This is a genomic window from Thermoanaerobacterium butyriciformans (genome assembly GCF_017874545.1).
Classification (GTDB): domain Bacteria; phylum Bacillota; class Thermoanaerobacteria; order Thermoanaerobacterales; family Thermoanaerobacteraceae; genus Thermoanaerobacterium; species Thermoanaerobacterium butyriciformans.
This window is the reverse complement of record NZ_JAGGLT010000020.1, coordinates 1-23,051: the sequence shown is the minus strand read 5'-3', so window position 1 is coordinate 23,051 and position 23,051 is coordinate 1. Positions and strand designations below refer to the sequence as shown.

Genomic DNA, 23,051 nt, shown 5'->3' with positions numbered 1-23,051 from the left:
CATAAGAGCTATGGAAATAAATGAAAGAAAAGCAGTTGAAGTTGAGATTGTACATAAAGAATACTCAGCAATAGAACCTGTACCAGAGTACGCAAGAAACATAAGCTTTACAGATATGCTTGCTACATGGATAGGTGCTAATGCAAATAATGGTTCTTGGTATGTAGGCGGAGTGGTTGCAGGAAGTGCTTTTACAGGAGCATTAATAGTTACTTTAGTTGCCAATCCAGTAGCATATTTTATCATGGCATTGATAGGTTACATAGGTTATAAAGTAGGAACTTCAACTATGGCACTTACAAGGCCTTCCTTTGGAATTCGCGGCAGTTATCTTCCCTCAATTTTAAATATTACTCAATTTATTGGATGGACTGCGGTAAATACATTTATAGCAGCAATATCTGCAAGCTTTCTTATAAAGGATTTACTTGGATGGCCTGCTTTTGGAGAAGCGGGAGGCCAAAAAACTATGCTTGTAGGAATTGGAATAATGAGTATACTTCACCTTTTGTCTATAGCTACAGGACGTAAATCAATAAAGCTGGTTGAAAGAATTGGTGTAGTATTTATATTGATTTTAGGTGTTTGGGAAACAGTAGTAGTTTTAAATCATGTTTCATTGACAGCAATTATGAATTGGAGACCACCTGTTGATAAATCAATGCCAATAGGAGCAGCGATGGATGCAATGGCAGCTTTCAGTTTAGGCTGGGTACCAGCTATTGCGGAATTTACTCGATATGGAAGAAATAAAAATACTGCTACGGTAGCACCTATGATTGGCGCAAATGTTGGATTATTCTGGTTTGCTTTTGTGGGAATTATTGGAGCTATAGGTACTGCAATTACAACAGGAGTATATGATCCAAACAATTCAGATCCAAGTACAATTGTAAGTAAGCTCGGACTTGGAGCTGTAGCACTTCTGATAATTATAATAACCAGTACTACAGCAAATGCAGTAAATTTAATGGCTGCAGGTATATCTCTAACCAATATAACGAAAAAAGTAAAATCTATAACAGCATTATGGATAGTTACAATAGCAACAGCCGTAATTACTTTAATACCTCTTTATTTAAACAGTTTTCTCAATACTTTCATAGGTTTTCTGGATTATATAGGTATGGTGTTTGGACCGATTTTCGCAATAATAGTTGTAGATTTCTATTTCATACATAAACAAAAGTATGATACGAAATATTTTGATGAAAAAGGAGGAAAGTATTGGTATAGCAATGGTTATAACTTGTATGCCATAGCAGTATGGGTAGCCTCCGTAATAATATATCTTATAATCAAAAAAATAGGCATTTTAAATCAAAGTATCGGAGTTACCTATCCTGTAATTGTGATAGCAGGAGTTATATACTATTTGATATGTAAAAATAGAAAATTGGATTAATTTTAAGGGGGTCTAGATATGATTATTAAAAATGCAAGACTCAGAGATAAGGAAGGTCTTTGGCAGTTACTTATAGATAACAAATCAATAATAAAAATTACAAAATCTGAGGAAGATTTAAATATAGAAAACGAAGAAATTCTTGATGCAGAGGGACAGCTTGTGCTTCCTCCATTTATTGAGCCGCACATTCATCTTGATACAGCTTTAACCGCAGGTGAACCAAAATGGAATATAAGCGGGACATTATTCGAAGGAATTGAGCGTTGGTCTGAGAGAAAAGCACTGTTGTCCAGTGAAGATGTGAAGCAAAGAGTTAATAAAGTATTAAGATGGCAGTCTGCTCAGGGAATACAGAGTGTTAGAACACATGTAGACGTAACAGATCCTAACCTTACTGCATTAAAAGCCATATTAGAAGTAAAGGAACAGGTAGCTTCATGGATGGATTTGCAGATAGTTGCCTTTCCTCAGGAAGGAATCAATTCATTCCACAATGGAGTAGATTTAATGGAAGAGTCTCTCAGATTGGGCGCTGATGTAGTTGGAGGAATACCGCATTTTGAATTTACCAGAGAGTATGGCGTGGATTCTATAAGAAAAATATTTAAATTGGCTGATAAATATGACAGACTTATAGATGTACATTGTGATGAAATTGATGATGAACAGTCAAGATTTGTAGAAGTAGTAGCAGCGGAAGCCATTGCCTATGGTATGGGAGAAAAGGTTACTGTAAGCCATACAACTGCAATGCACTCATATAATAACGCTTATGCCTACAAATTATTCAGGCTTTTAAAAATGTCTAATATAAATTTTGTAGCTAACCCATTGGTTAATATTCATCTGCAGGGTAGATTTGATACTTATCCGAAGAGACGTGGTATTACAAGAGTAAAAGAACTTTTGGAATCTGAAATCAATGTATGTTTTGGCCACGATGATATATTTGATCCATGGTACCCGCTGGGAACAGGAAACATGCTTCAGGTTTTGCAAATGGGAATACATGTGTGCCAGCTTATGGGTTATGAGCAGATTGTAAACTCTATAGATTTGATAACAACAAACAGTGCCAAGACTTTGCATATAGAAGATAAATACGGTATAGAGGAAGGCAAACCTGCAAATTTAATCATACTTTCAGCAGAAGATGAGTATGATGCCATACGCAGACAGGTACCTGTCAGATACTCAATCAGAAATGGAAGAATAATTGCTGAAACTATCCCAAGTAAAACTACGTTAAAAATTAGTGAAAATGAAGAGAAGATCGATTTTAAAAAGTAGCATGACAAAGAATATATAGTTCTAGTATTATATTTAGTTGAGTTTTAATCTGGACTTTTTATTAATAGAGATGGTTAAAGGTCTTTTTTCCATCGCTTACGGGTATGATAGGATTTTGGGCAACATTATCTTTGAATATACCTGATTTTACAAGATTTGCTAAGTCGCAAAAACAACAAATTAAGGGACAAATTTTAGGTTTGCCTACAACCATGGCCGTATTTTCTGGAATGGGTATAATAATCACATCAGCATCAGAAATAATATATGGCAAAGCTATATGTGATCCTGTACAAATAATATCAAAATTCTCTAATCCTCTTGCTATATTAATTGGTTTTTTTGGCGTTATTGTTGCTTCTTTATCTGTTAATATTGCTGCAAATACAGTTTCTCCAGCATATGATTTTTCTAATCTATTACCGAAATATATCAGTTTTAAAAGTGGAGGATTGATTACGGGTATTATTGGAATATTAATAATGCCATGGAGGCTTCTAGCAGATCCAAGTGGATATATCTATAACTGGTTGGGCACATATTCAGGTGTTCTTGGACCAATTGCTGGTATAATGATATGCGATTATTGGATTTGTAGAAGGACAAAGCTTAATCTTAGGGATCTTTACACTGAAGAAGGAGAGTATTTTTACTCCAAAGGTTTTAATATAAAAGCAATTATTGCATTAATTGCTGGAGTACTTTTTGCACTAATTGGCAAGATAGTTCCGATGTTAAGTGTTCTATCAGATTATGCATGGTTCGTAGGACTATTCGTTTCTGGTATCTTATATTTTCTGTTGATGTATAATCCGAGTATTCAATTTTATAAAACAGAAATCAGTAGACATTCAAATGAATAAAAATTTCTCATAAAAATAACATTTATGATGTAAATTGGCTATTAAATATTCTTGGAGGTGTTAATAATGAGGAAATATGACCTTATTATAAAGCGAGGGACTGTTGTAACAGCATCTGATGCGTTTAAATCAGATGTGGCGGTAAAGGATGGTATTATAGTTGCTTTAGGACAAGACATAACAGGAGATGGAGCTAATATTATCGACGCGGAAGGTAAATATGTATTTCCAGGAGGAATTGATGTTCATACTCATTTGGAAATGCCTTTTGGTGGTACTGTCTCTAGCGATGATTTTGAAACAGGTACAATTGCAGCTGCATGTGGTGGAACTACGACTATAGTTGATTTTGCAATACAAGCAAAAGGGCAGTCTTTACAGCAAGCTGCAGAAACGTGGCATAAAAAGGCTGATGGCAAAGCGGTTATTGATTATGGATTTCATATAGCTATAACTGATATGAATGAAGATATATTAAACGAAATGCCAAGAGCTATAAAAAATGGTTATTCCAGTTTCAAGCTTTTTATGACCTATGATGGTTTGAAGGTAAATGATGATGTACTGTTAAAGGCATTGATTATGGCAAAAGAGAATGGTGGATTGATATGTGTACACGCTGAAAATTATTATATAATTGACTATTTAATAAAAAAATTTTATAAGGAAGGTAAAATAGAGCCTAAGTACCATGCAATGAGCCGTCCGACGGTGGCAGAAGCAGAAGCTGTAAGTCGTGCTATAAAGATAGCGAGTTTTGCTAATGCTCCGCTTTATATAGTGCATTTAAGCTGTAAAGAGTCTTTGATAGAGCTTGCGAGGGCAAGAGAACAGAGATTGCCGGTTATGGCGGAGACTTGCCCGCAATATCTATTGCTATCTGAAGAGAAATATGAAGAGCCAAATTTTATGGGGGCAAAATATGTTATGTCACCTCCTCTAAGGCCGAAAGAGAATTTAAATTCTCTTTGGGATGGACTTGCTAAAGGAGAAATACAAGCAGTATCAACAGACCACTGTCCATTCTTTTTAAAGGGTCAGAAGGATTTAGGTTTAGAATTTTTTGGTAAAATTCCAAATGGTGCTCCAGGTATAGAGACAAGGATGGCGCTAATGTATAGCTATGGAGCTGATATGGGAAAATTAAGTCTTCAGCGTTTTGTTGAGGTAACGGCTACTAATCCGGCTAAAATTTTTGGATTGTATCCTTCAAAAGGGACCATAGCTGTTGGCAGTGATGCGGATATTGTAATATTTGATCCTAATGTAAAAAAAGTAATAACTAAAAGTAAACTCCATGAAAATGTGGATTACACGCCATATGAAGGGTTTGAAGTAACAGGGTATCCTGTAATTACCATTTTAAGAGGCAATATAATTGTTGAGAATGGAAACTTTATCGGGAGAAAAGGTTTTGGAAAGTTCTTAAAACGACAGGCACCAATTTTGGTATAGAATACAGTTTTTAACGAAATTACAGATTAGAGGAATAGCGATATTATAAAATATTTGGTTGATATGATTAACAGTTATCGTTACCTATAAATTATACTTTTAATGGGTGTCGAATATCACTCAATTCAAATTTTAAGGAAGGAATAAAGGTGATGCAGATGGAGCCTATATTATATGAAAAAAATAGTAAATGTATAGATATTTCAACAGAATTTTGTGGTATAAAATTTCCCAATCCTTTTGTACTGGCATCTGGACCACCAACTGCATATGGTACTATGATTAAAAGAGCATTTGATATGGGGTGGGGTGGTGCCGTATTAAAGACATTAAAACCCGACAATATGAATATTGTTGACGTAAAACCACGTTTTAACGTTATTAGAGGAAATCATGGTGAAATAGTAGGTTTTCAAAATATTGAACTTGTGAGCAAACGTCCTCTAACTATCTGGTTAAAAGAAATAGAAGAAATAAAAATACAGTACCCAAATCGCATTCTAATTGGTAGTATTATGGCAGAAGCCGACAAAAAAGAGTGGCAGGAGTTAGCCAAAAAGGTAGCAGATTCAGGTGTTGATGCGTTGGAATTAAATTTTTCATGCCCACATGGTATGCCAGAAATGGGTGTTGGTGCTGCTATAGGCCAAAATGCAAAAATGACTTCCGAATTAACTGAATGGGTTAAGCAAGTTGTGAATATTCCAGTGATTGTGAAACTTACTCCTAATGTTACGGACATCATATCTATAGCAAAAGCTGCTCAAAATGGTGGTGCAGATGGCATTTCAGCTATAAATACGGTGCAATGTCTTATAGGTATAAATTTAGATACGATGGAGCCACTTCCTTCGGTAGACGGTTATTCAACATATGGTGGATATTCAGGACTGGCAGTTAAACCTATAGGATTAAGAGCTGTATCGCAAATAGCTAAAAGCATTAATCTACCGATATTTGGTATAGGAGGTATATCTTCTTGGGAACACGCTGTTGAGTATATGCTTTTAGGTGCATCCGCTGTTCAAGTTTGTACTGCTGTTATGATAGAAGGATATGACATTATTATAAATTTTATAGAAGGATTAGAAAGATATATGCGCAACAAAAATATTAAAAAAATTACTGAAATTAAAGGGAAGTCATTGAATCGTATAAAAGATCATTCTGCGTTAAGTATAGTTAAAAAAGTGGTTCAAATCAATAATAAATTGTGTATTCAATGTGGAAAGTGTGTAAAGGTATGTGGCGATGCCGGTTATGATGCATTAAAATTTAAAAATGGACAGTTAGTTGTGGATGCCGAAAAATGTGATGGATGTTCACTATGTACAATTATTTGTCCTAAAAGAGCATTAACGCTTTGAAATTATTCTAAAATTTGCTTTAATCGAAATTTAATAATACTCTAAGGAAAGAATTCTTGAGGACATTGATATTTTAAATTTAGAATAAGTTGTTTGAATAAATAAAAGCTAGTTATTTGATTGTTGATAAACATAAAGGCTTATAATTATACTTAAACATTTATAAGTTATTATGAACTATTGTAGAAGAAAAATTTATATAGGAGTGTGTGTAAAATGAAAAACATGGTAGCTTGTGACAAAGAAAGATTGGCAGATAAGATTCATACATTTAGTAAATTTGGTGATACTGGAAATGGTGGAATAACACGATTGTCTTTATCAGAACCGGATCTGCAGGCAAGAGCAGAATTCTGCAAGAGAATGAAAGCACTGGGTGCAGACATTGTAACAGATGATATGGCAAATATATATGCGACCTTTAAAGGATCAGAAGATCTTCCACGTATTGCAGTGGGATCACATTGCGATTCGGTAGTACAAGGTGGAAACTATGATGGTATTTTAGGTGTAATAAGTGCAATGGAAGTAGCTGAAACGATTGTTACAAAGAAGATTCCACACCGTCATCCAATTACGGTTATGATTTGGACCAATGAAGAAGGGGCTCGTTTTGACCCTGCTATGATGTCATCAGGTGTTATTACTGGTAAATTTGATAAGAACAAGATGCTGGCCTCAAAGGATAAGGATGGAATAACATTTGGTGAAGCTTTGGATGCAAGCGGATACAAGGGTGACGAGAAAAATAGAATGAATCCTAAGGAATATATGGCTTTTGTGGAACTGCACATTGAGCAAGGTCCAGTGCTTGAAGCTGCAAAAATGGATATCGGAGTTGTTGAAGGTGTTGTTGGAATGGTTAATTATGAGTTTGAATTTATCGGCCAGGCTGGTCATGCAGGAACTGTTCCGCAGAGAATGAGAAAAGATGCTCTCTATGCAGCTTCTGAGGCTATTCAGTATCTGCACAGAGAGCTTGATAAGCTTGACAGTAAGTTGGTTTATACCACGGGTAGAATTATTTGCTCGCCAAATGTACACACAATTATACCGGATGATGTTAAGTTTACTTTGGATGCAAGACATCAAGATCCGAAAATAGTACAGCAGGTTGTCGATGTTATTGAAAACATTCCTAAAGAACTTGCAAAGTGCAAGGTTAGCTACCGGAAATTGTGGTCACGTAAGACTGTTGCCTTCAATAAAGAGTTGGTCGATTTAGTAGAGAAGAATGCAAAAGAATATGGCTATTCCTGCATGAGAATGTATAGTGGTCCTGGACATGATGCTCAGTTTGTTGCTGATATCCTGCCTACGACTATGATATTTGTTCCAAGTATTGGCGGACACAGCCATTGCGAAATAGAAAAAACATCTCTCGACGATTGCTGGAAGGGCGCTAATGTATTACTACAAACGATATTGGATATTGATAAAAAATAGAAAGTAATATATCGAGTTTTGCAAACGCCGTACATCGGTAATATTGCCACAACAAAGAATGTCAAGTAAAGAACACATTGCACAGCATAATTCCTTCAGTTTTTTGTTTTTAGAAAAAATTATCAAAAAACAACTAATATTGCAAAACAAATGTATATGATAAAAATTAGGCATGATGGGGAAAAACTATCGTGCCTTTTTCTACTATATAAAAAAATAAAAAGCAATTAATCTGATATTATAATATTAAAGTATTAAAACTTGATTTGGGAGTATTGATGATGTATAGACTTTATGGTACTATTGTAGTAGTCTTTTTCTAATTGTGTAGTAGTTTCATTATAGCCTATCATAATATGTAGGGAGGCTTGTTTAATGAAAAAAATACATGTGCGAGAACTGGTTTTTCTAGCATTGTTGATTAGCCTAAACATAGTTTTAAGTAGAATAGCTAGCATTAAAATAGCTATTGGCGGCATTGAAAGTATAAGAATTGGCTTTGGCGCATTACCGGTAATTCTTGCAGGAATAATGTTTGGACCTACAGCAGGAGGAATAGTAGGTGCTGTAGGTGATATAGTTGGATATTACATTAATCCTTTAGGACCATATATGCCACATTTTACAATGACAGCAGCTCTCACAGGTATTATTCCTCCTTTGATTTTGAAGCCGGTAAAAGCTACAATTCCTTCTCTATGGCAATTAATGATAGCGATTGGGGTAGGTCAGTTCATTTCATCAGTAATACTCGTGCCTTATTTTCTTCAATTGTTATTTAAAATACCTTTAGTAACTACTTTACCTCCAAAAGTTATAGGAGAACTTATCAATGTGCCAATATATGCTTTATTTACGCAAATACTGCTAAAAAGAATAAATGTGGTTTATTTTAAAGCCCACTAATAAAATCAAATCCAATTTTTAGATTATTTTAAATAAAGGCGGTATTTTAGAGGTTAATAGGTGGTGAATATGGTTCACAGCCTTTTAAGCATAGATTGGGATTACTTCATACCTTTGAAAAGAGAGTGGCTAGGTTCTTATGTTGAAAACCAAAAAAACATAGAGGCGATATGGTATAAGAGGTACATAAAAAGTGTTTTAGAAGGTGAGGATCTGGAAAAGTCAGTAGATACAACTTCGATATTGGAAGATTTTTGGGTCAAAATAAAAGAACACTTTGATTTTATAAGAAATATCAAAGTATTTGTGTCTGAATCTCATATGCTATCATATTACATCGCCAGAGCTAATGAATGTGAAGAAGTATATTCTTTTGATACACACGCTGATTTGGGCTATGCAGGAATGAGCTCGGTTAATTTTGAGTTAAACTGTGCTAACTGGCTGGGGAAGCTGTTAAATGAAGGTAAGATAAAAAAGGCTCACATAATATATAGTCCTCATACTTTTGAAAAGCCTGAGGACTTTAAAGATTTTAATAAACTTTTTTCAATTCGATATTACAGGGATATAGATGTATTACCTGAAGGTATATACACGGTAGCTGTACATATTTGTAGATCGGGGGCATGGACACCACCGTGGCTTGACAACAAGTTTGAGAAATTCATAAAAAATCTCAATTTGCCTTATAGGGTGATTAAACTTTATAGGAGAGACTGGGATATTAAGAAACTTTCACTTTCAGACCAAATTTTTTATCTTAATTTTGCATAAAAAAGTAGCCAAGTGAATACCTAGAAAAAAGCTTGAGCTTTAACGCTTGTAGTAGAAAGAGGAGAGATAAAATGGAGAAAGGGTTGTTAGTCATAGCTCATGGGAGCCGCGTTAAGGAGACAAAAAAAGTTGTAATCAAGGTGGTAGATAGAATAAAGAGCTTAGATAAATATAAGGATGTGAAGGCAGGATTTATGGAATTTGACACTCCTGACATCCCTACTTCTATTAAAGAGTTTGTAAAAGAAGGTATTTATGATATCGTTGCTGTGCCACTATTTTTATTCGAAGGAATACATATAAAAGAGGATATACCGGTGGTTTTTGAAGAGGAGAGAAAGAAGTATCCCGGTCTTTCTATAAAATTTGGAAGGCCAATTGGCTATGACGACAGAATCGTGGATATAATTTTGGAAAGGACAGAGGAAGTAAAATAAAGTTTATTGGAGAGATAATTTATGAATTACATAAAAGATCCGTGGGAAATTGAAAAAAAGAGTTTTGAAATAATAGGCAAAAACATAGATGAGTCTAAATTCGATAAAAAGGAGCTTTTAATAGTAAAAAGGGTGATTCACGCAACAGCAGATTTTGAATTTGCCAATATACTTAAAATCTCAAAAGGAGCGATAGAAGACGGTTTAAAGGTACTAAAGGAAGGATTTAATATTGTTAGTGATACAAAGATGGCGGAAGCAGGAATAAATAAAAAGGTATTAGAGAAGATAGGTTCAAAAGTAAAAAGTTACATTAATCTTCCTGAAGCTAAAGAAATTTCAAAGAAGTGTGGCATTACAAGATCAATGGCAGCTATGGAAATAGCGGCAAAAGACGAAAGCAATAAAATCTTTGCTATTGGAAATGCCCCCACAGCTTTATTTAGACTCATAGAGCTTGTGCGAGAAGGAAAAGCAAAGCCTTCCCTTATAATAGGTGTTCCTGTTGGCTTTGTGGGAGCTGAAGAGGCGAAGGAAGAGGTAAAAAAGCTTGATATTCCTTACATCATAACAGAAGGGAAAAAAGGAGGAAGCACAGTAGCAGCAGCGATAGTTAATGCCCTTCTTTACATGATAGAAAGATAGAGTGGTGCTTATGGAGAACTACGCTGTAAAGAGAGGAAAAAAATTAAGGTATGGCTATACTACAGGATCTTGTGCAGCCGCTGCATCGAAGGCTTCTACTTACATGCTTTTTACAGGTGGGAAACTAGATACTGTAGAGATAGATACTCCAAAGGGATGGCGGCTTAAGCTGGAGGTTTTGGATATAACTTCAGGAGAAGGCTGGGTAAAGTGCGGTATAAGAAAAGACGGAGGGGATGACCCGGATGCTACTCACGGTCTTATAATTTATTCGAAGGCTGAGGTAAAAGAAGGAGAAGGGATAGATGTCTATGGAGGCGAAGGAGTTGGAGTAGTCACAAAACCGGGACTTCCCGTAAGCCCTGGGAAATCCGCTATTAATCCTGTTCCAATGTCAATGATTTTAAATGAAGTCAAAAAAGTACTGCCGGAAGGGAAAGGTGTAAAAATTACCATAAGTGTACCAGGTGGTGAAAGGGTGGCTTTAAAGACCTTCAACCCAAGGCTTGGAATTGTAGGCGGTATATCAATACTTGGTACTACAGGGATTGTAGAGCCTATGTCGGAGGAAGCTTTAAAATCTTCTCTTGAGTTAGAACTTTCTATCCTTTCTGCTGAAGGATACAAAAAGGTAGTTTTTGCTCCAGGAAATTATGGCAAAGAATATGCTTTAAAAGAAGGTGTGGGAGAAAGACTCATCATATCTTATGGTAATTTTTTGGGATTTATGTTGGAAAAGGCAGTAGAGTACGGTTTTACACGTGCGGTATTGGCAGGGCACATAGGGAAACTCGTAAAAGTAGCAGCAGGAATATTTAATACCCACAGCCATGTTGCAGATGCGAGGGCAGAAATAATGGCGGCCTATGTAGCCCATTTTGGTGCAGATAAAGAGACTGTTGACAAAGTTCTGGATTCAAATACAACGGAGGAAGCCCTTGATATAATTGAAAAGGCGGGAATCAATATAAAAGACTTTAGTCAGTTTATAGCAGACAGGGTCTACATGAAATGTAAGCAGTATGTTTACGATAAATTAAATATCGAAGTACATCTCATTTCATTGAAAAGAGGCATTATTGCAAAAGCAGGTGATAAAGTAGAATGGTGACAATTGTAGGGATAGGTCCGGGAAACAAAAAATTCATTACCACTTATGCACTTGAAAGAATAAAAGAGGCAGATGTACTGGTGGGAGGCCGGCGTCATCTTGAAGAATTTAAAGATATTGATTGCGAAAAGATTATGATAAACGCTTCAACAGATTATCATAGTATACTCAACAAAGAAGGCAATATTGTTATTTTAGCATCAGGAGAACCTTCTTTGTATGGCATAGCGGAAGTGATTTTAAAATATGTGGACAAAAAGCAATTAGAAATAATTCCAGGCATAAGCTCAATACAGTATATGTGTGCAAAACTTAAAATAACAATGAATGACTTGGCGGTTGTAAGCTTACATGGTCGTACTGAAGATTTGGTAAAAAAAGTAAAAGAGAATAAAAAAGTCGCTATTTTTACTGATGATACGCATACGCCGCAATTTGTTGCAGCTATGTTGAAAGAAGAAAATTTGCAAGACAGGAAAATACACGTTGGTGAAAATCTGTCTTATGATACGGAGAGGATTTACTCTTTTACAGTAGAAGAACTTTTAAACTGCAATAAAAAATTTGATTTAAATGTAGTGGTGATAACATGTGGCAATATATGACACCTGGAATTCCTGATGAATATTTTGTAAGAGGCAATGTTCCAATGACAAAGGAAGAAATACGAGTTTTGTCAATATCTAAACTGAGGCTTAAAGAAGACAGTGTAGTATGGGATATTGGCGCTGGTACAGGCTCTGTGTCCGTTGAGGCTGCATTAATATCGAAAAAAGGCGTTGTTTATTCTATTGAAAAAGAGGAAGAAGGTGTAAGACTTATAAACGAAAACATTAAGAAATTTAACGTAGAAAATGTTGTTGTTGTGGGCGGTTTGGCTCCTGATGCCCTTTTAGATTTGCCTTCACCTGACAGGGTATTCATTGGGGGAACAGGGGATAAAATGTATCAAATATTTGACATTGTCACAACTAAATTAAAGGAGGATGGGGTAGTTGTAGTAAACGGGATTACACTTGATACCGCGTATTCTGCTCATCATTATTTTAAACAAAGATTGTTTACGGTCCAAACAATATGTGTCAATGTTTCGGTGTCAAAAGAAGCGGGAAATAAGACGATGATGATATCGCAAAATCCTGTCTACATTATAACAGTGAAAAGAGAGGGATAGAATGGCGAAATTATACGGTATAGGAGTGGGACCGGGGGAAGAAAGCTTCATTACTTTGAAAGCTGTAAAAATACTCCAAAAAGTAGATGTGGTGGTAGCTCCTTCAAGCAAAGGAGAAGGAAGTATTGCTTATGAAATTGTAAAGCCTTATATAAAATGTGATGTAGTATTTATAGAATTTCCAATGACATACTCAAAAGAAGATCTTAAAGCAAAATGGGAGGAAAATGTTAAAAAAATCAAAACATTTCTTGATGATGGGAAAGATGTAGCTTTTATAACAATAGGAGACCCCATGATTTATAGCACTTACATATACATTCTAAAGAGAATTGAAGGTTATGAGGCAGAGACCATCCCTGGAATTAGCTCATATAGCGCAGCTGCTTCAAGATTAAATATTCCAATTGCAGAGGGAAATGAAACTTTTGCAGTTGTTCCATCAGGAGATATATTAGAAATTTCAAAAGCACTTGATATGTTTGATAACGTGGTATTGATGAAAATTTCGAGAAGATACGAGGAAATAGTAAATCTTCTAAAAGAAAAAAACTTCAAAGGATATCTTGTAATAAAGTGCGGCCATCAAGATGAAGAAATATCTTACGATCTTGATAAATACATAGGAAAAAAGATAGACTATTTGTCTTTGATTATTGCAAAGAAGGTGAAGTAGCTGTGGTTTATTTTATTGGTGCAGGACCAGGAGATCCTGAACTTATAACATTAAAAGGTATGAAAATAATACAGGCTTGTGATGTTGTCATATACGCAGGGTCACTTGTCAATAAAGAGATATTGAAATACGCAAAGCCAAAGGCCGAAGTTTACGATAGTGCTACAATGAATCTTGATGAAATAATTGGGCTTATCGTAAAATCTCATAAGGATGGAAAAGATGTAGCAAGAATACATACAGGAGATCCTGCTATTTACGGTGCCATACATGAACAAATTGTAAGGCTAGAAAAAGAAAATATAGATTATGAAATAATTCCCGGTGTTAGTTCTTTTTTGGCAGCAGCATCAGTCTTAAAAAAAGAATTGACAATTCCTGAAATAACCCAGACAGTGATTATAACACGAATAGGTGGAAGGACAGAAGTGCCTAAAGAGCAGGAACTAAAAGATTTATCGCGTCATGGAGCTACTATGGCGATATTTCTGAGTGTTCAGGAAATTGACAGAGTTGTCTCAGAGTTGAAAAAAGGTTACCAAGAGAATACACCTGTTGCAGTTGTCTATAAAGCTACTTGGGAAGATCAACTGATTGTTAAAGGTACCCTTAACGACATTTCACAAAAGGTCAAATCAAAGGGAATAAATAAAACTGCTATGATACTTGTAGGAGATTTTTTAAAAGATATAAAAACCTATTCAAAGCTTTATGATAAAGAATTTTCTCATAGCTTCAGGAAGAAGGAAGATTTATGAGAATAGCGATAATTGCTCTCACAAAAAATGCATCGAGGTTGGCAAATGAGATTGGCCAAAAGTTAAAAGGAGATGTGTATGTAAAAGAAAAATTCACAACCCCTGAAGACTACGCAATAAAAGGAAATTTTGTAGACTTTGTCCATGAAATATTTACCAAATACCAAGGATTGGTCTTCGTAATGGCTACAGGGATTGTGGTAAGAACAATTGCAGGAGTGATGAAGGATAAATTTACTGACCCTGCTGTTGTGGTAGTAGACGAAAAAGGGAAATTTGCCATAAGCCTTTTATCAGGCCATGCAGGTGGTGCAAATAGACTTGCCTTAAAGGTTGCTTCTGCGATTGGAGCACAGCCTGTTATAACAACTGCAACAGATGTAGAGGGCGTCATATCTTTAGATGTGATTGCGAAAGATTATGGTTACTATCTTGAAAATATAGAAGATTTAAAAAAAGTCAGTGCAGCCTTTGTAAATGGAGAAAATGTACGTTTTATTCTTGATGAAGATGTAGAAAAAATACCGTTATTAAAAGATTACATAAAAAACGATGTTCACAGTAAAGTTGATGCCTTTGTTTACATAACTGACAAGGAAATAAAAAAACCGACAGAAAAACCTTATGTCATATTAAGACCTAAAAATGTAGTTATTGGCTTAGGATGCAAAAGAGGAATAGCTTTTGAGGATTTGCTTACTTTTATAAGGGAAACTTTTGAAAATCTAAATTTGAGATTAAAAAGCATCGAGTCAATTGCTACTATAGATATAAAAAAAGAAGAAAAAGGGATGCTTCAGTTGGCAGAATTTTTGAAAATTCCTCTTGTTTTTTATACAAAAGAAGAGCTGAGAAAAATAGAAAACAAATTTCCTATTTCAGATTTTGTGTTTCATACAGTAGGGGTTGGAAGTGTTGCAAGACCCTCTGCTTATTTGGCCAGCAACGCTGGAGAAGAGATAGCATATCTTAAAAAGAATGGGATAACGCTAGCTGTGTATAAATTTAGAAAGAAGGATTGGCATGGGATGGATTAAAGTCGTAGGAGTAGGTCCTGGGGATATAAATGACATGACTTTTAAAGCATACACTTCCTTGAAAGAATGTGATGTAGTCATAGGATATACTACTTATATAAACCTTATTAAATCTTTAATTGAGGACAAAGAGGTAATTTCATTAGGGATGAGAAAAGAAATTGACAGGGCTAAAAAAGCTGTTGAATTAGCTTTGCAAGGCAAAAATGTGTGCATTGTGTCAAGTGGTGATGCAGGCATATATGGTATGGCAGGGCTTATGTATGAGGTTGTCCACAAAGAAAACATAGATTTAAAAATAGAAGTAATACCAGGAGTAACTGCTCTAAATGCTGCGGCTGCTATACTGGGGGCACCTGTAATGCAGGATTTTGCAGTTATAAGCCTTTCAGACCATTTGATATCTTGGCAGGTGATAGAAAAAAGGCTGGAACTTTCATCACAGGCTGACTTTGTAATTGTCCTTTACAACCCTAAAAGCAAAGAAAGACCGGAAAATCTTATAAAAGCTCAGAAAATTATTATGAAATACAAAAGAGAGGATATCCCTGTTGGAATAGTAAAAAATGCTTCAAGAGAGGGACAACAAGTGATAATCACCACTTTAAAAGAAATGGCAAATTATGAAATTGATATGAGGACAATTGTAATAATAGGTAACGAAAGCACTTTTGTAAAAAAAGGCAAAATGATAACGCCGAGGGGATATATTTTATGATACTGGTTTTGTCAGGTACAAAAGACGGAAGGGAGATTACGGAGCAATTAAAGCTTAAAGGGATTGAGGTTATAGCAAGTACAGTGACAGATTATGGTGCAAGCCTTTTTAGTGAGGGAATAAAAGTCCACAAAGGCCCACTGGATGAATTGACTCTCATTGAATTTATTTATAAAAATAACATAGATATTATAATTGATGCGACTCATCCTTTTGCAAAAGATGTAAGCGTAAATGCTATAAATGCCTGTAACAAAACTGGTATTAGGTATATAAGGTATGAAAGGAAAAGCATTTATTATGACAATGCCATCGTGGCTGAAGGTTTTGAGGAGGCAGCTGAGAAATGTAAAGAATATCACAATATTTTTTTGACTGTAGGCAGTAAAAATCTCGAAAAATTTAAGTTCCTCTGGGTAATGGGGAAAAAGGTAACGGCAAGAGTACTTCCTTTAAGCAATGTCCTAAAAAAATGTGAAGATTTAGGGCTAACACCAAAGGACATAATAGCAATGGAAGGTCCTTTCAGCAGCGAACTAAATTATCAAATGTTTAAAGAGAGAAAGGCAGAAGTGATCGTGACAAAAGAAAGTGGCGTTGTGGGAGGAATATTAGAAAAATTTGAAGCTGCTGAAATGCTAGGAATTCCTGTAATTTTAATAAAAAGGCCTGATGTAAATTATCCTGTTGTGATAACAGATGTTGACAGTCTTATGAAAGATGTGACGAAAATTACAAGTCAGCAATAAGGATAAAAGCATATCAGTCCATACAATGTCAACCGAATGAACTCATAAAATTTTGGAACTGAAAGCATTTTCAATTTTTATTGATAACATATTTATAAAATGATATACTTTATTTAAGAATAAAATTTGATAACAGGCGAATACAGGTGCCCAATTTGTAATCAAATTGGGTTAAAAGGGAAGCAGGTGAAAATCCTGCACGGTCCCGCCACTGTGATGGTGAGTTCTTTACATTGTGCCACTGCTTAGTCTCTCAGCGGAAGTTGATGAGTGCCGGGTGGGAAGGCGTAAAGAGCGATGAACCTAAGTCAGGAGACCTGCCTGTATTTGTGTCAAACTTACTCTACGGTCGATAGAGGAGGTGTTATAACAGGATATTCATGTGTTTTTTAACCTCTTAACGCCATTGGTAAGTTAAGAGGTTTTATTTTGCTTAAATTTTATAAAAAGAGGTGTTTAATGTGAAAAAATGGATGTTGTTAACAGTATTTACATTGCTTTTGATAGCACCGCAAATTGCATATTCAATGCACATAATGGAAGGTTTTCTTCCTCTTAAATGGTGCATAATATGGGATATAGCTTCTTTGCCTTTTGTAGTTGTGGGATTTATGACGATAAGCAAAAGTGTAAAGAAAAATCCAAAACTTAAAATGCTTTTGGGTTTTGCAGGTGCTTTTGCTTTTGTGCTTTCAGCACTTAAAATTCCTTCTGTTACAGGAAGTTGTTCGCATCCAACTGGTGTAGGACTTGGAGCTATACTCTTTGGACCTTTTGCTATGAGCGTTTTAGGACTTATAGTGCTTTTGTTTCAGGCGTTACTTTTGGCTCATGGTGGCATAACAACTTTGGGTGCCAATACATTTTCTATGGCAATAGTAGGACCAATTGTCTCATATTATATATTTAAAGGAGTAAAAAAGGCAGGTGGTCCAAATTGGCTTGCAGTATTTCTAGCTGCCTCAATTGGGGATTTACTTACATATGTGACGACTTCCTTCCAACTTGCTATTGCTTTTCCGGCTGAAGTAGGAGGATTTACAGCCTCATTCTTAAAATTCATGGGGATCTTTGCAGTGACTCAGGTACCTTTGGCGATAAGTGAGGGCCTTTTAACTGTACTCGTAATCAATTTGCTAATTGCCTATAGTAAAGAAGAACTAATTGAGCTTAATGTTTTAGAGAAAGAAGGTAAGCTAGTATGAGGGATAAAAAGTTTTTAATGATAAATTTGATATTAGGGTTGCTGGTTATTTCGCTAATAGTGTTTCCTCTTGTTACAATTAAAAATGCTGAGTTTGCTGGGGCAGATGACAGGGCGACAGAGGCTATCACTCAGGTAGACAAAAATTACAAACCATGGTTGAAACCAGTTTGGGAGCCACCAAGTGGAGAAATTGAGAGCCTTCTGTTTGCGTGTCAAGCGGCAATAGGCGCAGGATTTTTAGGATATTATATAGGTCTTGCGAAGGGGAGAAAAAATGTTAATAGATAATTATTCTTATACAAACAGGATGTACAACGTACATCCTGTTGAAAAACTTTTATTTGCCTTTTTAACAATGATTTTGTGCTTTGTATTTGATATATATACAAACATTGCAGTAATTATTTTGATGTTTATGATAACTGTGTTAAAAGCAAAAATTCCAGGAAAAGTGTACATAAAACTTATGTTAATTCCATTTTCTTTTTTGATGATAAGTGTACTAACAATTATCATCAATGTTATAGGTGATAAAAGTGCTGCATTAATAAGTCTTGATATTTTTGAGGTAACTTTAGGAATTACTCCGAAAGGCATTAGTACTGCTGTTACTTTGTTTTTTAGAACTTTGGCAGTAGTATCTTGTTTATATTTTCTCGTACTCACTACTCCTGTAGTTGATATTATAGATATCTTAAAGAAATTAAAAATTCCTTCATTATTTTTGGAATTACTTCAGCTAACCTACAGACTGATATTTGTTTTATTTGATGCCGCTGGGGAAGTTTATACATCTCAGAATTCAAGATTAGGATATGCTACATTAGAAAATAGCTACAGGTCTTTAGGACTTTTAATATCTTCTCTTTTTATTAAGTCTTACAAAGATTCTCAGGATTTATATGTGGCTTTAGAAGCAAGGTGTTATAATGGGGAATTAAAAGTCATCAGTAAAGATTACAGATTTTGTTATAGAAATTTAATATTTATTGTTTTGATAGAACTAGTTTTAATAAGCACATCAATACTTTTAAGAAGGTGAACTATGAAAGATCAATTTATATTAGAAGCGTTAGAAGTTACTTTTGAATACAGCGATGGTACAAAAGCTTTAGATGGCGTAAATATGTTGATAGAGAAGGGTAAAAAGACAGCAGTTTTGGGACCAAACGGTGCAGGTAAAACAACATTGTTTTTGCACTTCAATGGAATTTTAAAACCTAAATCAGGGAAAATATTGTATAACAGGGAAGAAATAAAATACAATCGTACTGAACTTACAAAACTCAGGAAGAATGTGGGTATTGTTTTTCAAAATCCTGATATACAGCTTTTTTCTGCCAGTGTGTACCAAGAGATTTCTTTCGGTCCCATGAATTTAGATATTCCAGAAAATGTAGTAAAAGAAAAAGTGGAAAAAGTCATGAAACAAATGAAAATTATTGATGTGAAAGACAAGCCCACCCATTTTTTAAGCTATGGGCAGAAAAAAAGTGTCTCAATAGCTGATATCATAGTTATGGAACCTGAAGTTATAATACTTGATGAGCCAACGGTTTATTTAGACCCTAATCATGTACAGGAGATTATGAGTGTGTTTGACAAATTGATTGAAGAGGGGAAGACGATCATTTTATCAACTCATGATGTGGATTTTGCTTATTCATGGGCTGACTATATATATGTCATGAAGAATGGAAAAGTTGTTGCAAAAGGCGAACCTGAAGTTATTTTTACTAACGTAAAAGAACTCGATTGGAGGGATTTGAGAAAGCCTATGCTTCTGGAAATATATGAAATTTTAAAAGAAAAGGGAATCATAGATGAAAATAGTATACCAAAAAATATAGAAGAATTAAAGAAATACATAAAATAAAAGCTGCTGAAGTTTTGACAGTATTTGCTAAGTTCAAAAAGGTTGAGTACAGAGGAAATAGCCCAAAATTTACAATTAGTTCGAACAAATGTTAGTAAAGAATTAAATGAACTTGTGTATGTTACAAAGTCTTCTTTAGACATGTAAAATTTAAGTTTCATATCATAACAAAGTTTTTAATACAAGCAAAACTAAAATAAAAATTTTGCACTGTAACTTTTCCTAAATTTATTAGACTAAATTTCCCAATTATATTGACTCATGTAAATTTTATGTATATAATATGTTATATATTTAACAAATTTTATATAACATATTTAAATTTAAGGAGTTGTTAACGGTGACAAAAGCTATAATAGGTCCTGCTAAATATGTACAAGGCAATGGAGAACTTAGAAGAATTAGCGAACATACAAAATCTTTAGGGAAAAATTTTCTTGTTATTGCTAGTAGTAATGGTATTATCAGAACAAAATCTATAATTGAAGAAAGCTTCTCAAACACAGAGATTTCGCTTTGTTTTGAATCATTTGGCGGAGAATGCTCTGAAGAAGAAATCGAAAGACTTAGAAATTTTGTTAAGAAAACAAAGTCTGATGTCATAGTTGGTATTGGCGGTGGAAAAATATTTGATACTGTAAAAGCAGTTGCTTATTATGAAAATATTCCGGTAGTTATAGTTCCTACTATAGCTTCAACAGATGCCCCTTGTAGTGCATTATCTGTAATTTACACAAGTGAGGGAATCTTTAGTAAGTATCTTTTGCTTCCTAAAAATCCTGATTTAGTGCTTGTAGATACTGAAATTATAGCTAGTGCCCCTGCAAGACTTCTTGTTGCTGGAATGGGTGACGCTCTAGCTACTTATTTTGAAGCAAGAGCATGTTTGCGTTCTAACGCATCTACGATGGCTGGAGCAAAATCTACAAAAGCTGCAATGGCACTAGCCAAACTTTGCTATGATACTTTACTTGAAGATGGATTAAAGGCAAAACTTGCTGTTGAAAATAAAACTGTCACAAAAGCTGTTGAGAACATAGTAGAAGCTAATACATATTTAAGTGGAATAGGTTTTGAAAGCGGTGGACTTGCTGCTGCTCATGCCATACACAATGGATTTACTGTTATTGAAGAGTGTCACCAATTATATCACGGTGAAAAAGTAGCTTTTGGAACATTAGTACAGTTGGTGCTTGAAAATAGTCCTTTAGAGGAGATTGAGGAAGTAGTAGAGTTTTGCATGAGTGTTGGACTCCCTGTTACGTTAGAAGATATTGGAATTAAAGAAATAAATTATGAAAAGATTAAAAAAGTTGCAGAAGCTTCCTGTGGGCCTGATGAAACTATTCACAATATGCCATTTAAAGTTGTTGCTGCAGATGTTTATGCTGCTATACTTTCTGCTGATGCAATAGGAAAAATGTACAAAAATAAAAGTTCTAAATAAAGATCTATAAGTGCTAATAATTGGATCAGCTATTAATCACATTATGATTTTTTAAGATGCCATTCATTTAAGATATATTTTGGAATTTGCTTTTTCTAAGGCCCGATTAAATACAAAAATTTTATATTGACATATCTAAAAATCATAGTATAATATAATTTAAATAAATATTGTTGCTTTAAAACGACAGAGCAAAGGCGCTCTAATTCATAGGGATACCTATGTATTAGAGCGCCTTCTTTTGTTATTATTTTAAGGAGGAGACTATATGACAAAAAAAATACTTATTCCAACAATTATTGTACTATCAATGTTGATACCAAATATGGCTTTTGCTGCTACAGGAAAGATTGATACAGGCGATACGGCGTTTATATTATTTTCAGCAGCTTTAGTCATGATTATGACACCAGGGTTGGCATTTTTCTATGGTGGCATGGTTAATGGAAAAAATGTGATAAGCATAATGATGCAAAGTTTCACTATTATTGCACTTATTTCTGTACAATGGGTATTATTTGGATTTTCATTATCATTCAGTGGTGATACATACCACTTGATAGGCAATTTACATTGGGCAGGACTTAATAACATCGGTCTTGGACCTGATGGCACTTATTCATCTACGATACCACTTCTAGCGTTTATGGTATATCAATTGATGTTTGCCATAATAACACCTGCTTTGATAACTGGTGCATTTGCAGAAAGAATGAGGTTTTCAGCATTTATAGTATTTACACTACTTTGGACGACGTTAGTATATGATCCACTTGCACATTGGGTATGGGGAAATGGCGGATGGCTTAAAAATTTAGGTGCATTGGACTTTGCAGGCGGTACAGTTGTTCACATAAGTTCTGGCGTATCAGGTCTTGTAGCAGCTTTAATTCTTGGTAAGAGAAAGAATGCAAAGATGGTACCGCATCACATGCCGATGGTTTTGATGGGAGCAGCATTCTTGTGGTTTGGTTGGTTTGGATTTAATGCAGGAAGTGCTTTATCTGTAAATGGCATTGCAGTTAATGCATTTGTTGTGACAAATACGGCTGCCGCTGCTGCATCCATAGGATGGGTATTAACTGAATGGAAAGTAAGCGGTAAGCCGACACTACTAGGTGCTGTAAGCGGTGCTGTAGCAGGACTTGTTGCAATTACACCAGCGTCAGGATATGTTACAGCCGTTTCAGCAATTGTAATAGGTGTTATATCAGGTATAATATGCTTTATATCTGTCAATTACATTAAGCATAAGTTTGGATATGATGATTCACTTGACGCATTTGGAATACACGGTGTTGGAGGTACATGGGGTGCACTGGCGACAGGACTATTTGCAACTAAGGCTATAAATCCTGCAGGTGCAAATGGCTTATTTTACGGCAATCCAAATCAATTGTTGATTCAATTTTTAAGCGTTGCTGCAACGTATATCTTTGCAGGGGTGATGTCATTCATCATACTTAAAGCAATAAGCATATTTATGGAGCTTAGAGTGACTAAAGAAGAAGAGGAATTAGGACTTGATATAGTAGAACATGGCGAAGAAGCGTATAATCTTGGGTTTAAAGCGATTGACTTTAACCAATAAGTCAAAAGCTTTAATATATTGATTTGAGTGTCATAAGTGACATTTTTTAAGCTACTAATAACAACTCTGCTTGGATTTTACCTGTTTTTGTAAGAATAAATTTGATTTCGATA

The 23,051-nt window shown here is 34.9% G+C and carries 23 protein-coding genes, 1 pseudogene and 1 riboswitch; all 24 genes and pseudogenes read left to right on the top strand.

Annotation, left to right across the window (positions count from 1 at the left end; all coding sequences use genetic code 11):
• Nucleotides 1–10: 10 nt before the first annotated feature.
• The 24 genes and pseudogenes from J2Z80_RS09365 to J2Z80_RS09250 all read left to right on the top strand — a co-directional run bounded on the left by J2Z80_RS09365 (nucleotide 11) and on the right by J2Z80_RS09250 (nucleotide 22,938).
• Complete coding sequence (locus tag J2Z80_RS09365; RefSeq protein ID WP_209454155.1) at nucleotides 11–1,405, top strand: cytosine permease; 1,395 nt, start codon at nucleotides 11–13, stop codon at nucleotides 1,403–1,405.
• Nucleotides 1,406–1,423: 18 nt separating this feature from the next.
• Nucleotides 1,424–2,698, top strand: a complete 1,275-nt coding sequence (locus tag J2Z80_RS09360; RefSeq protein WP_209454154.1) for a cytosine deaminase — start codon at nucleotides 1,424–1,426, stop codon at nucleotides 2,696–2,698.
• Nucleotides 2,699–2,787: 89 nt separating this feature from the next.
• Nucleotides 2,788–3,561 (top strand): annotated as a pseudogene (locus J2Z80_RS09355) (cytosine permease); the annotation flags it as partial.
• Nucleotides 3,562–3,627: 66 nt separating this feature from the next.
• The gene (hydA, locus tag J2Z80_RS09350; RefSeq protein WP_209454152.1) at nucleotides 3,628–5,016 is read left to right on the top strand and encodes a dihydropyrimidinase; all 1,389 of its coding nucleotides are present in this window, start codon (nucleotides 3,628–3,630) and stop codon (nucleotides 5,014–5,016) included.
• Between the two features lie 158 nt (nucleotides 5,017–5,174).
• Nucleotides 5,175–6,383, top strand: coding sequence for an NAD-dependent dihydropyrimidine dehydrogenase subunit PreA (gene preA, locus J2Z80_RS09345; protein ID WP_209454151.1), 1,209 nt, complete (start codon nucleotides 5,175–5,177; stop codon nucleotides 6,381–6,383).
• 216 nt (nucleotides 6,384–6,599) lie between these two features.
• The gene (locus J2Z80_RS09340; protein ID WP_209454150.1) at nucleotides 6,600–7,829 is read left to right on the top strand and encodes a Zn-dependent hydrolase; all 1,230 of its coding nucleotides are present in this window, start codon (nucleotides 6,600–6,602) and stop codon (nucleotides 7,827–7,829) included.
• 375 nt (nucleotides 7,830–8,204) lie between these two features.
• Nucleotides 8,205–8,735: a folate family ECF transporter S component gene (locus J2Z80_RS09335; protein WP_209454149.1), complete on the top strand. Its 531-nt coding sequence runs from the start codon at nucleotides 8,205–8,207 to the stop codon at nucleotides 8,733–8,735.
• 69 nt (nucleotides 8,736–8,804) lie between these two features.
• Nucleotides 8,805–9,512 carry an arginase gene (locus J2Z80_RS09330; protein ID WP_209454191.1) on the top strand — a complete coding sequence of 236 codons (708 nt, stop codon included), beginning with the start codon at nucleotides 8,805–8,807 and terminating at the stop codon, nucleotides 9,510–9,512.
• A gap of 71 nt (nucleotides 9,513–9,583) precedes the next feature.
• Complete coding sequence (locus J2Z80_RS09325) at nucleotides 9,584–9,949, top strand: sirohydrochlorin chelatase (RefSeq protein ID WP_209454148.1); 366 nt, start codon at nucleotides 9,584–9,586, stop codon at nucleotides 9,947–9,949.
• 21 nt (nucleotides 9,950–9,970) lie between these two features.
• The gene (locus J2Z80_RS09320) at nucleotides 9,971–10,594 is read left to right on the top strand and encodes a precorrin-8X methylmutase (protein ID WP_209454147.1); all 624 of its coding nucleotides are present in this window, start codon (nucleotides 9,971–9,973) and stop codon (nucleotides 10,592–10,594) included.
• A 10-nt stretch (nucleotides 10,595–10,604) separates the two neighbouring features.
• The gene (gene cbiD / locus J2Z80_RS09315) at nucleotides 10,605–11,705 is read left to right on the top strand and encodes a cobalt-precorrin-5B (C(1))-methyltransferase CbiD (RefSeq protein WP_209454146.1); all 1,101 of its coding nucleotides are present in this window, start codon (nucleotides 10,605–10,607) and stop codon (nucleotides 11,703–11,705) included.
• Complete coding sequence (gene cbiE / locus J2Z80_RS09310; RefSeq protein WP_132776406.1) at nucleotides 11,699–12,310, top strand: precorrin-6y C5,15-methyltransferase (decarboxylating) subunit CbiE; 612 nt, start codon at nucleotides 11,699–11,701, stop codon at nucleotides 12,308–12,310. Before cbiD ends, cbiE begins: the two co-directional genes overlap by 7 nt.
• The gene (gene cbiT / locus J2Z80_RS09305; protein ID WP_132776426.1) at nucleotides 12,307–12,879 is read left to right on the top strand and encodes a precorrin-6Y C5,15-methyltransferase (decarboxylating) subunit CbiT; all 573 of its coding nucleotides are present in this window, start codon (nucleotides 12,307–12,309) and stop codon (nucleotides 12,877–12,879) included. Before cbiE ends, cbiT begins: the two co-directional genes overlap by 4 nt.
• Before the next feature lies 1 nt (nucleotide 12,880).
• Complete coding sequence (gene cobI, locus J2Z80_RS09300; protein WP_132776408.1) at nucleotides 12,881–13,555, top strand: precorrin-2 C(20)-methyltransferase; 675 nt, start codon at nucleotides 12,881–12,883, stop codon at nucleotides 13,553–13,555.
• Nucleotides 13,556–13,557: 2 nt separating this feature from the next.
• Nucleotides 13,558–14,313, top strand: a complete 756-nt coding sequence (cobM, locus tag J2Z80_RS09295) for a precorrin-4 C(11)-methyltransferase (protein WP_209454145.1) — start codon at nucleotides 13,558–13,560, stop codon at nucleotides 14,311–14,313.
• Nucleotides 14,310–15,350: a cobalt-precorrin 5A hydrolase gene (gene cbiG, locus J2Z80_RS09290; RefSeq protein WP_209454144.1), complete on the top strand. Its 1,041-nt coding sequence runs from the start codon at nucleotides 14,310–14,312 to the stop codon at nucleotides 15,348–15,350. The genes cobM and cbiG overlap by 4 nt, the downstream gene beginning before the upstream one ends.
• Nucleotides 15,337–16,068: a precorrin-3B C(17)-methyltransferase gene (cobJ, locus tag J2Z80_RS09285; RefSeq protein WP_209454143.1), complete on the top strand. Its 732-nt coding sequence runs from the start codon at nucleotides 15,337–15,339 to the stop codon at nucleotides 16,066–16,068. Before cbiG ends, cobJ begins: the two co-directional genes overlap by 14 nt.
• Nucleotides 16,065–16,817 carry a precorrin-6A reductase gene (gene cobK / locus J2Z80_RS09280; RefSeq protein ID WP_209454142.1) on the top strand — a complete coding sequence of 251 codons (753 nt, stop codon included), beginning with the start codon at nucleotides 16,065–16,067 and terminating at the stop codon, nucleotides 16,815–16,817. The genes cobJ and cobK overlap by 4 nt, the downstream gene beginning before the upstream one ends.
• A gap of 127 nt (nucleotides 16,818–16,944) precedes the next feature.
• Nucleotides 16,945–17,156: riboswitch (cobalamin riboswitch) on the top strand.
• Between the two features lie 122 nt (nucleotides 17,157–17,278).
• Entirely contained in the window at nucleotides 17,279–18,022 is a 744-nt protein-coding gene (locus J2Z80_RS09275; protein ID WP_432422714.1) for an energy-coupling factor ABC transporter permease, read from the top strand.
• Nucleotides 18,019–18,312: an energy-coupling factor ABC transporter substrate-binding protein gene (locus J2Z80_RS09270; protein WP_209454141.1), complete on the top strand. Its 294-nt coding sequence runs from the start codon at nucleotides 18,019–18,021 to the stop codon at nucleotides 18,310–18,312. Before J2Z80_RS09275 ends, J2Z80_RS09270 begins: the two co-directional genes overlap by 4 nt.
• Complete coding sequence (gene cbiQ, locus J2Z80_RS09265) at nucleotides 18,299–19,066, top strand: cobalt ECF transporter T component CbiQ (protein ID WP_209454140.1); 768 nt, start codon at nucleotides 18,299–18,301, stop codon at nucleotides 19,064–19,066. Before J2Z80_RS09270 ends, cbiQ begins: the two co-directional genes overlap by 14 nt.
• Before the next feature lie 3 nt (nucleotides 19,067–19,069).
• Entirely contained in the window at nucleotides 19,070–19,900 is an 831-nt protein-coding gene (locus J2Z80_RS09260) for an energy-coupling factor ABC transporter ATP-binding protein (protein WP_209454139.1), read from the top strand.
• Between the two features lie 340 nt (nucleotides 19,901–20,240).
• The gene (locus J2Z80_RS09255) at nucleotides 20,241–21,347 is read left to right on the top strand and encodes a glycerol dehydrogenase (RefSeq protein WP_209454138.1); all 1,107 of its coding nucleotides are present in this window, start codon (nucleotides 20,241–20,243) and stop codon (nucleotides 21,345–21,347) included.
• Between the two features lie 268 nt (nucleotides 21,348–21,615).
• Complete coding sequence (locus J2Z80_RS09250) at nucleotides 21,616–22,938, top strand: ammonium transporter (RefSeq protein WP_280953183.1); 1,323 nt, start codon at nucleotides 21,616–21,618, stop codon at nucleotides 22,936–22,938.
• Nucleotides 22,939–23,051: the final 113 nt, after the last annotated feature.

Bases quoted from the DNA above. Each gene is read 5' to 3' on its own strand.
- cobK (WP_209454142.1), top strand. From the start codon at position 16,065: ATGATACTGGTTTTGTCAGGTACAAAAGACGGAAGGGAGATTACGGAG.
- J2Z80_RS09360 (WP_209454154.1), top strand. From the start codon at position 1,424: ATGATTATTAAAAATGCAAGACTCAGAGATAAGGAAGGTCTTTGGCAG.
- cbiG (WP_209454144.1), top strand. From the start codon at position 14,310: ATGAGAATAGCGATAATTGCTCTCACAAAAAATGCATCGAGGTTGGCA.
- J2Z80_RS09330 (WP_209454191.1), top strand. From the start codon at position 8,805: ATGGTTCACAGCCTTTTAAGCATAGATTGGGATTACTTCATACCTTTG.
- J2Z80_RS09260 (WP_209454139.1), top strand. From the start codon at position 19,070: ATGAAAGATCAATTTATATTAGAAGCGTTAGAAGTTACTTTTGAATAC.
- J2Z80_RS09325 (WP_209454148.1), top strand. From the start codon at position 9,584: ATGGAGAAAGGGTTGTTAGTCATAGCTCATGGGAGCCGCGTTAAGGAG.
- J2Z80_RS09365 (WP_209454155.1), top strand. From the start codon at position 11: ATGGAAATAAATGAAAGAAAAGCAGTTGAAGTTGAGATTGTACATAAA.
- cobJ (WP_209454143.1), top strand. From the start codon at position 15,337: ATGGGATGGATTAAAGTCGTAGGAGTAGGTCCTGGGGATATAAATGAC.
- cbiT (WP_132776426.1), top strand. From the start codon at position 12,307: ATGACACCTGGAATTCCTGATGAATATTTTGTAAGAGGCAATGTTCCA.
- cbiQ (WP_209454140.1), top strand. From the start codon at position 18,299: ATGTTAATAGATAATTATTCTTATACAAACAGGATGTACAACGTACAT.
- hydA (WP_209454152.1), top strand. From the start codon at position 3,628: ATGAGGAAATATGACCTTATTATAAAGCGAGGGACTGTTGTAACAGCA.
- cbiD (WP_209454146.1), top strand. From the start codon at position 10,605: ATGGAGAACTACGCTGTAAAGAGAGGAAAAAAATTAAGGTATGGCTAT.
- cobI (WP_132776408.1), top strand. From the start codon at position 12,881: ATGGCGAAATTATACGGTATAGGAGTGGGACCGGGGGAAGAAAGCTTC.
- J2Z80_RS09335 (WP_209454149.1), top strand. From the start codon at position 8,205: ATGAAAAAAATACATGTGCGAGAACTGGTTTTTCTAGCATTGTTGATT.
- J2Z80_RS09320 (WP_209454147.1), top strand. From the start codon at position 9,971: ATGAATTACATAAAAGATCCGTGGGAAATTGAAAAAAAGAGTTTTGAA.
- J2Z80_RS09250 (WP_280953183.1), top strand. From the start codon at position 21,616: ATGACAAAAAAAATACTTATTCCAACAATTATTGTACTATCAATGTTG.
- J2Z80_RS09340 (WP_209454150.1), top strand. From the start codon at position 6,600: ATGAAAAACATGGTAGCTTGTGACAAAGAAAGATTGGCAGATAAGATT.
- cbiE (WP_132776406.1), top strand. From the start codon at position 11,699: ATGGTGACAATTGTAGGGATAGGTCCGGGAAACAAAAAATTCATTACC.
- preA (WP_209454151.1), top strand. From the start codon at position 5,175: ATGGAGCCTATATTATATGAAAAAAATAGTAAATGTATAGATATTTCA.
- J2Z80_RS09270 (WP_209454141.1), top strand. From the start codon at position 18,019: ATGAGGGATAAAAAGTTTTTAATGATAAATTTGATATTAGGGTTGCTG.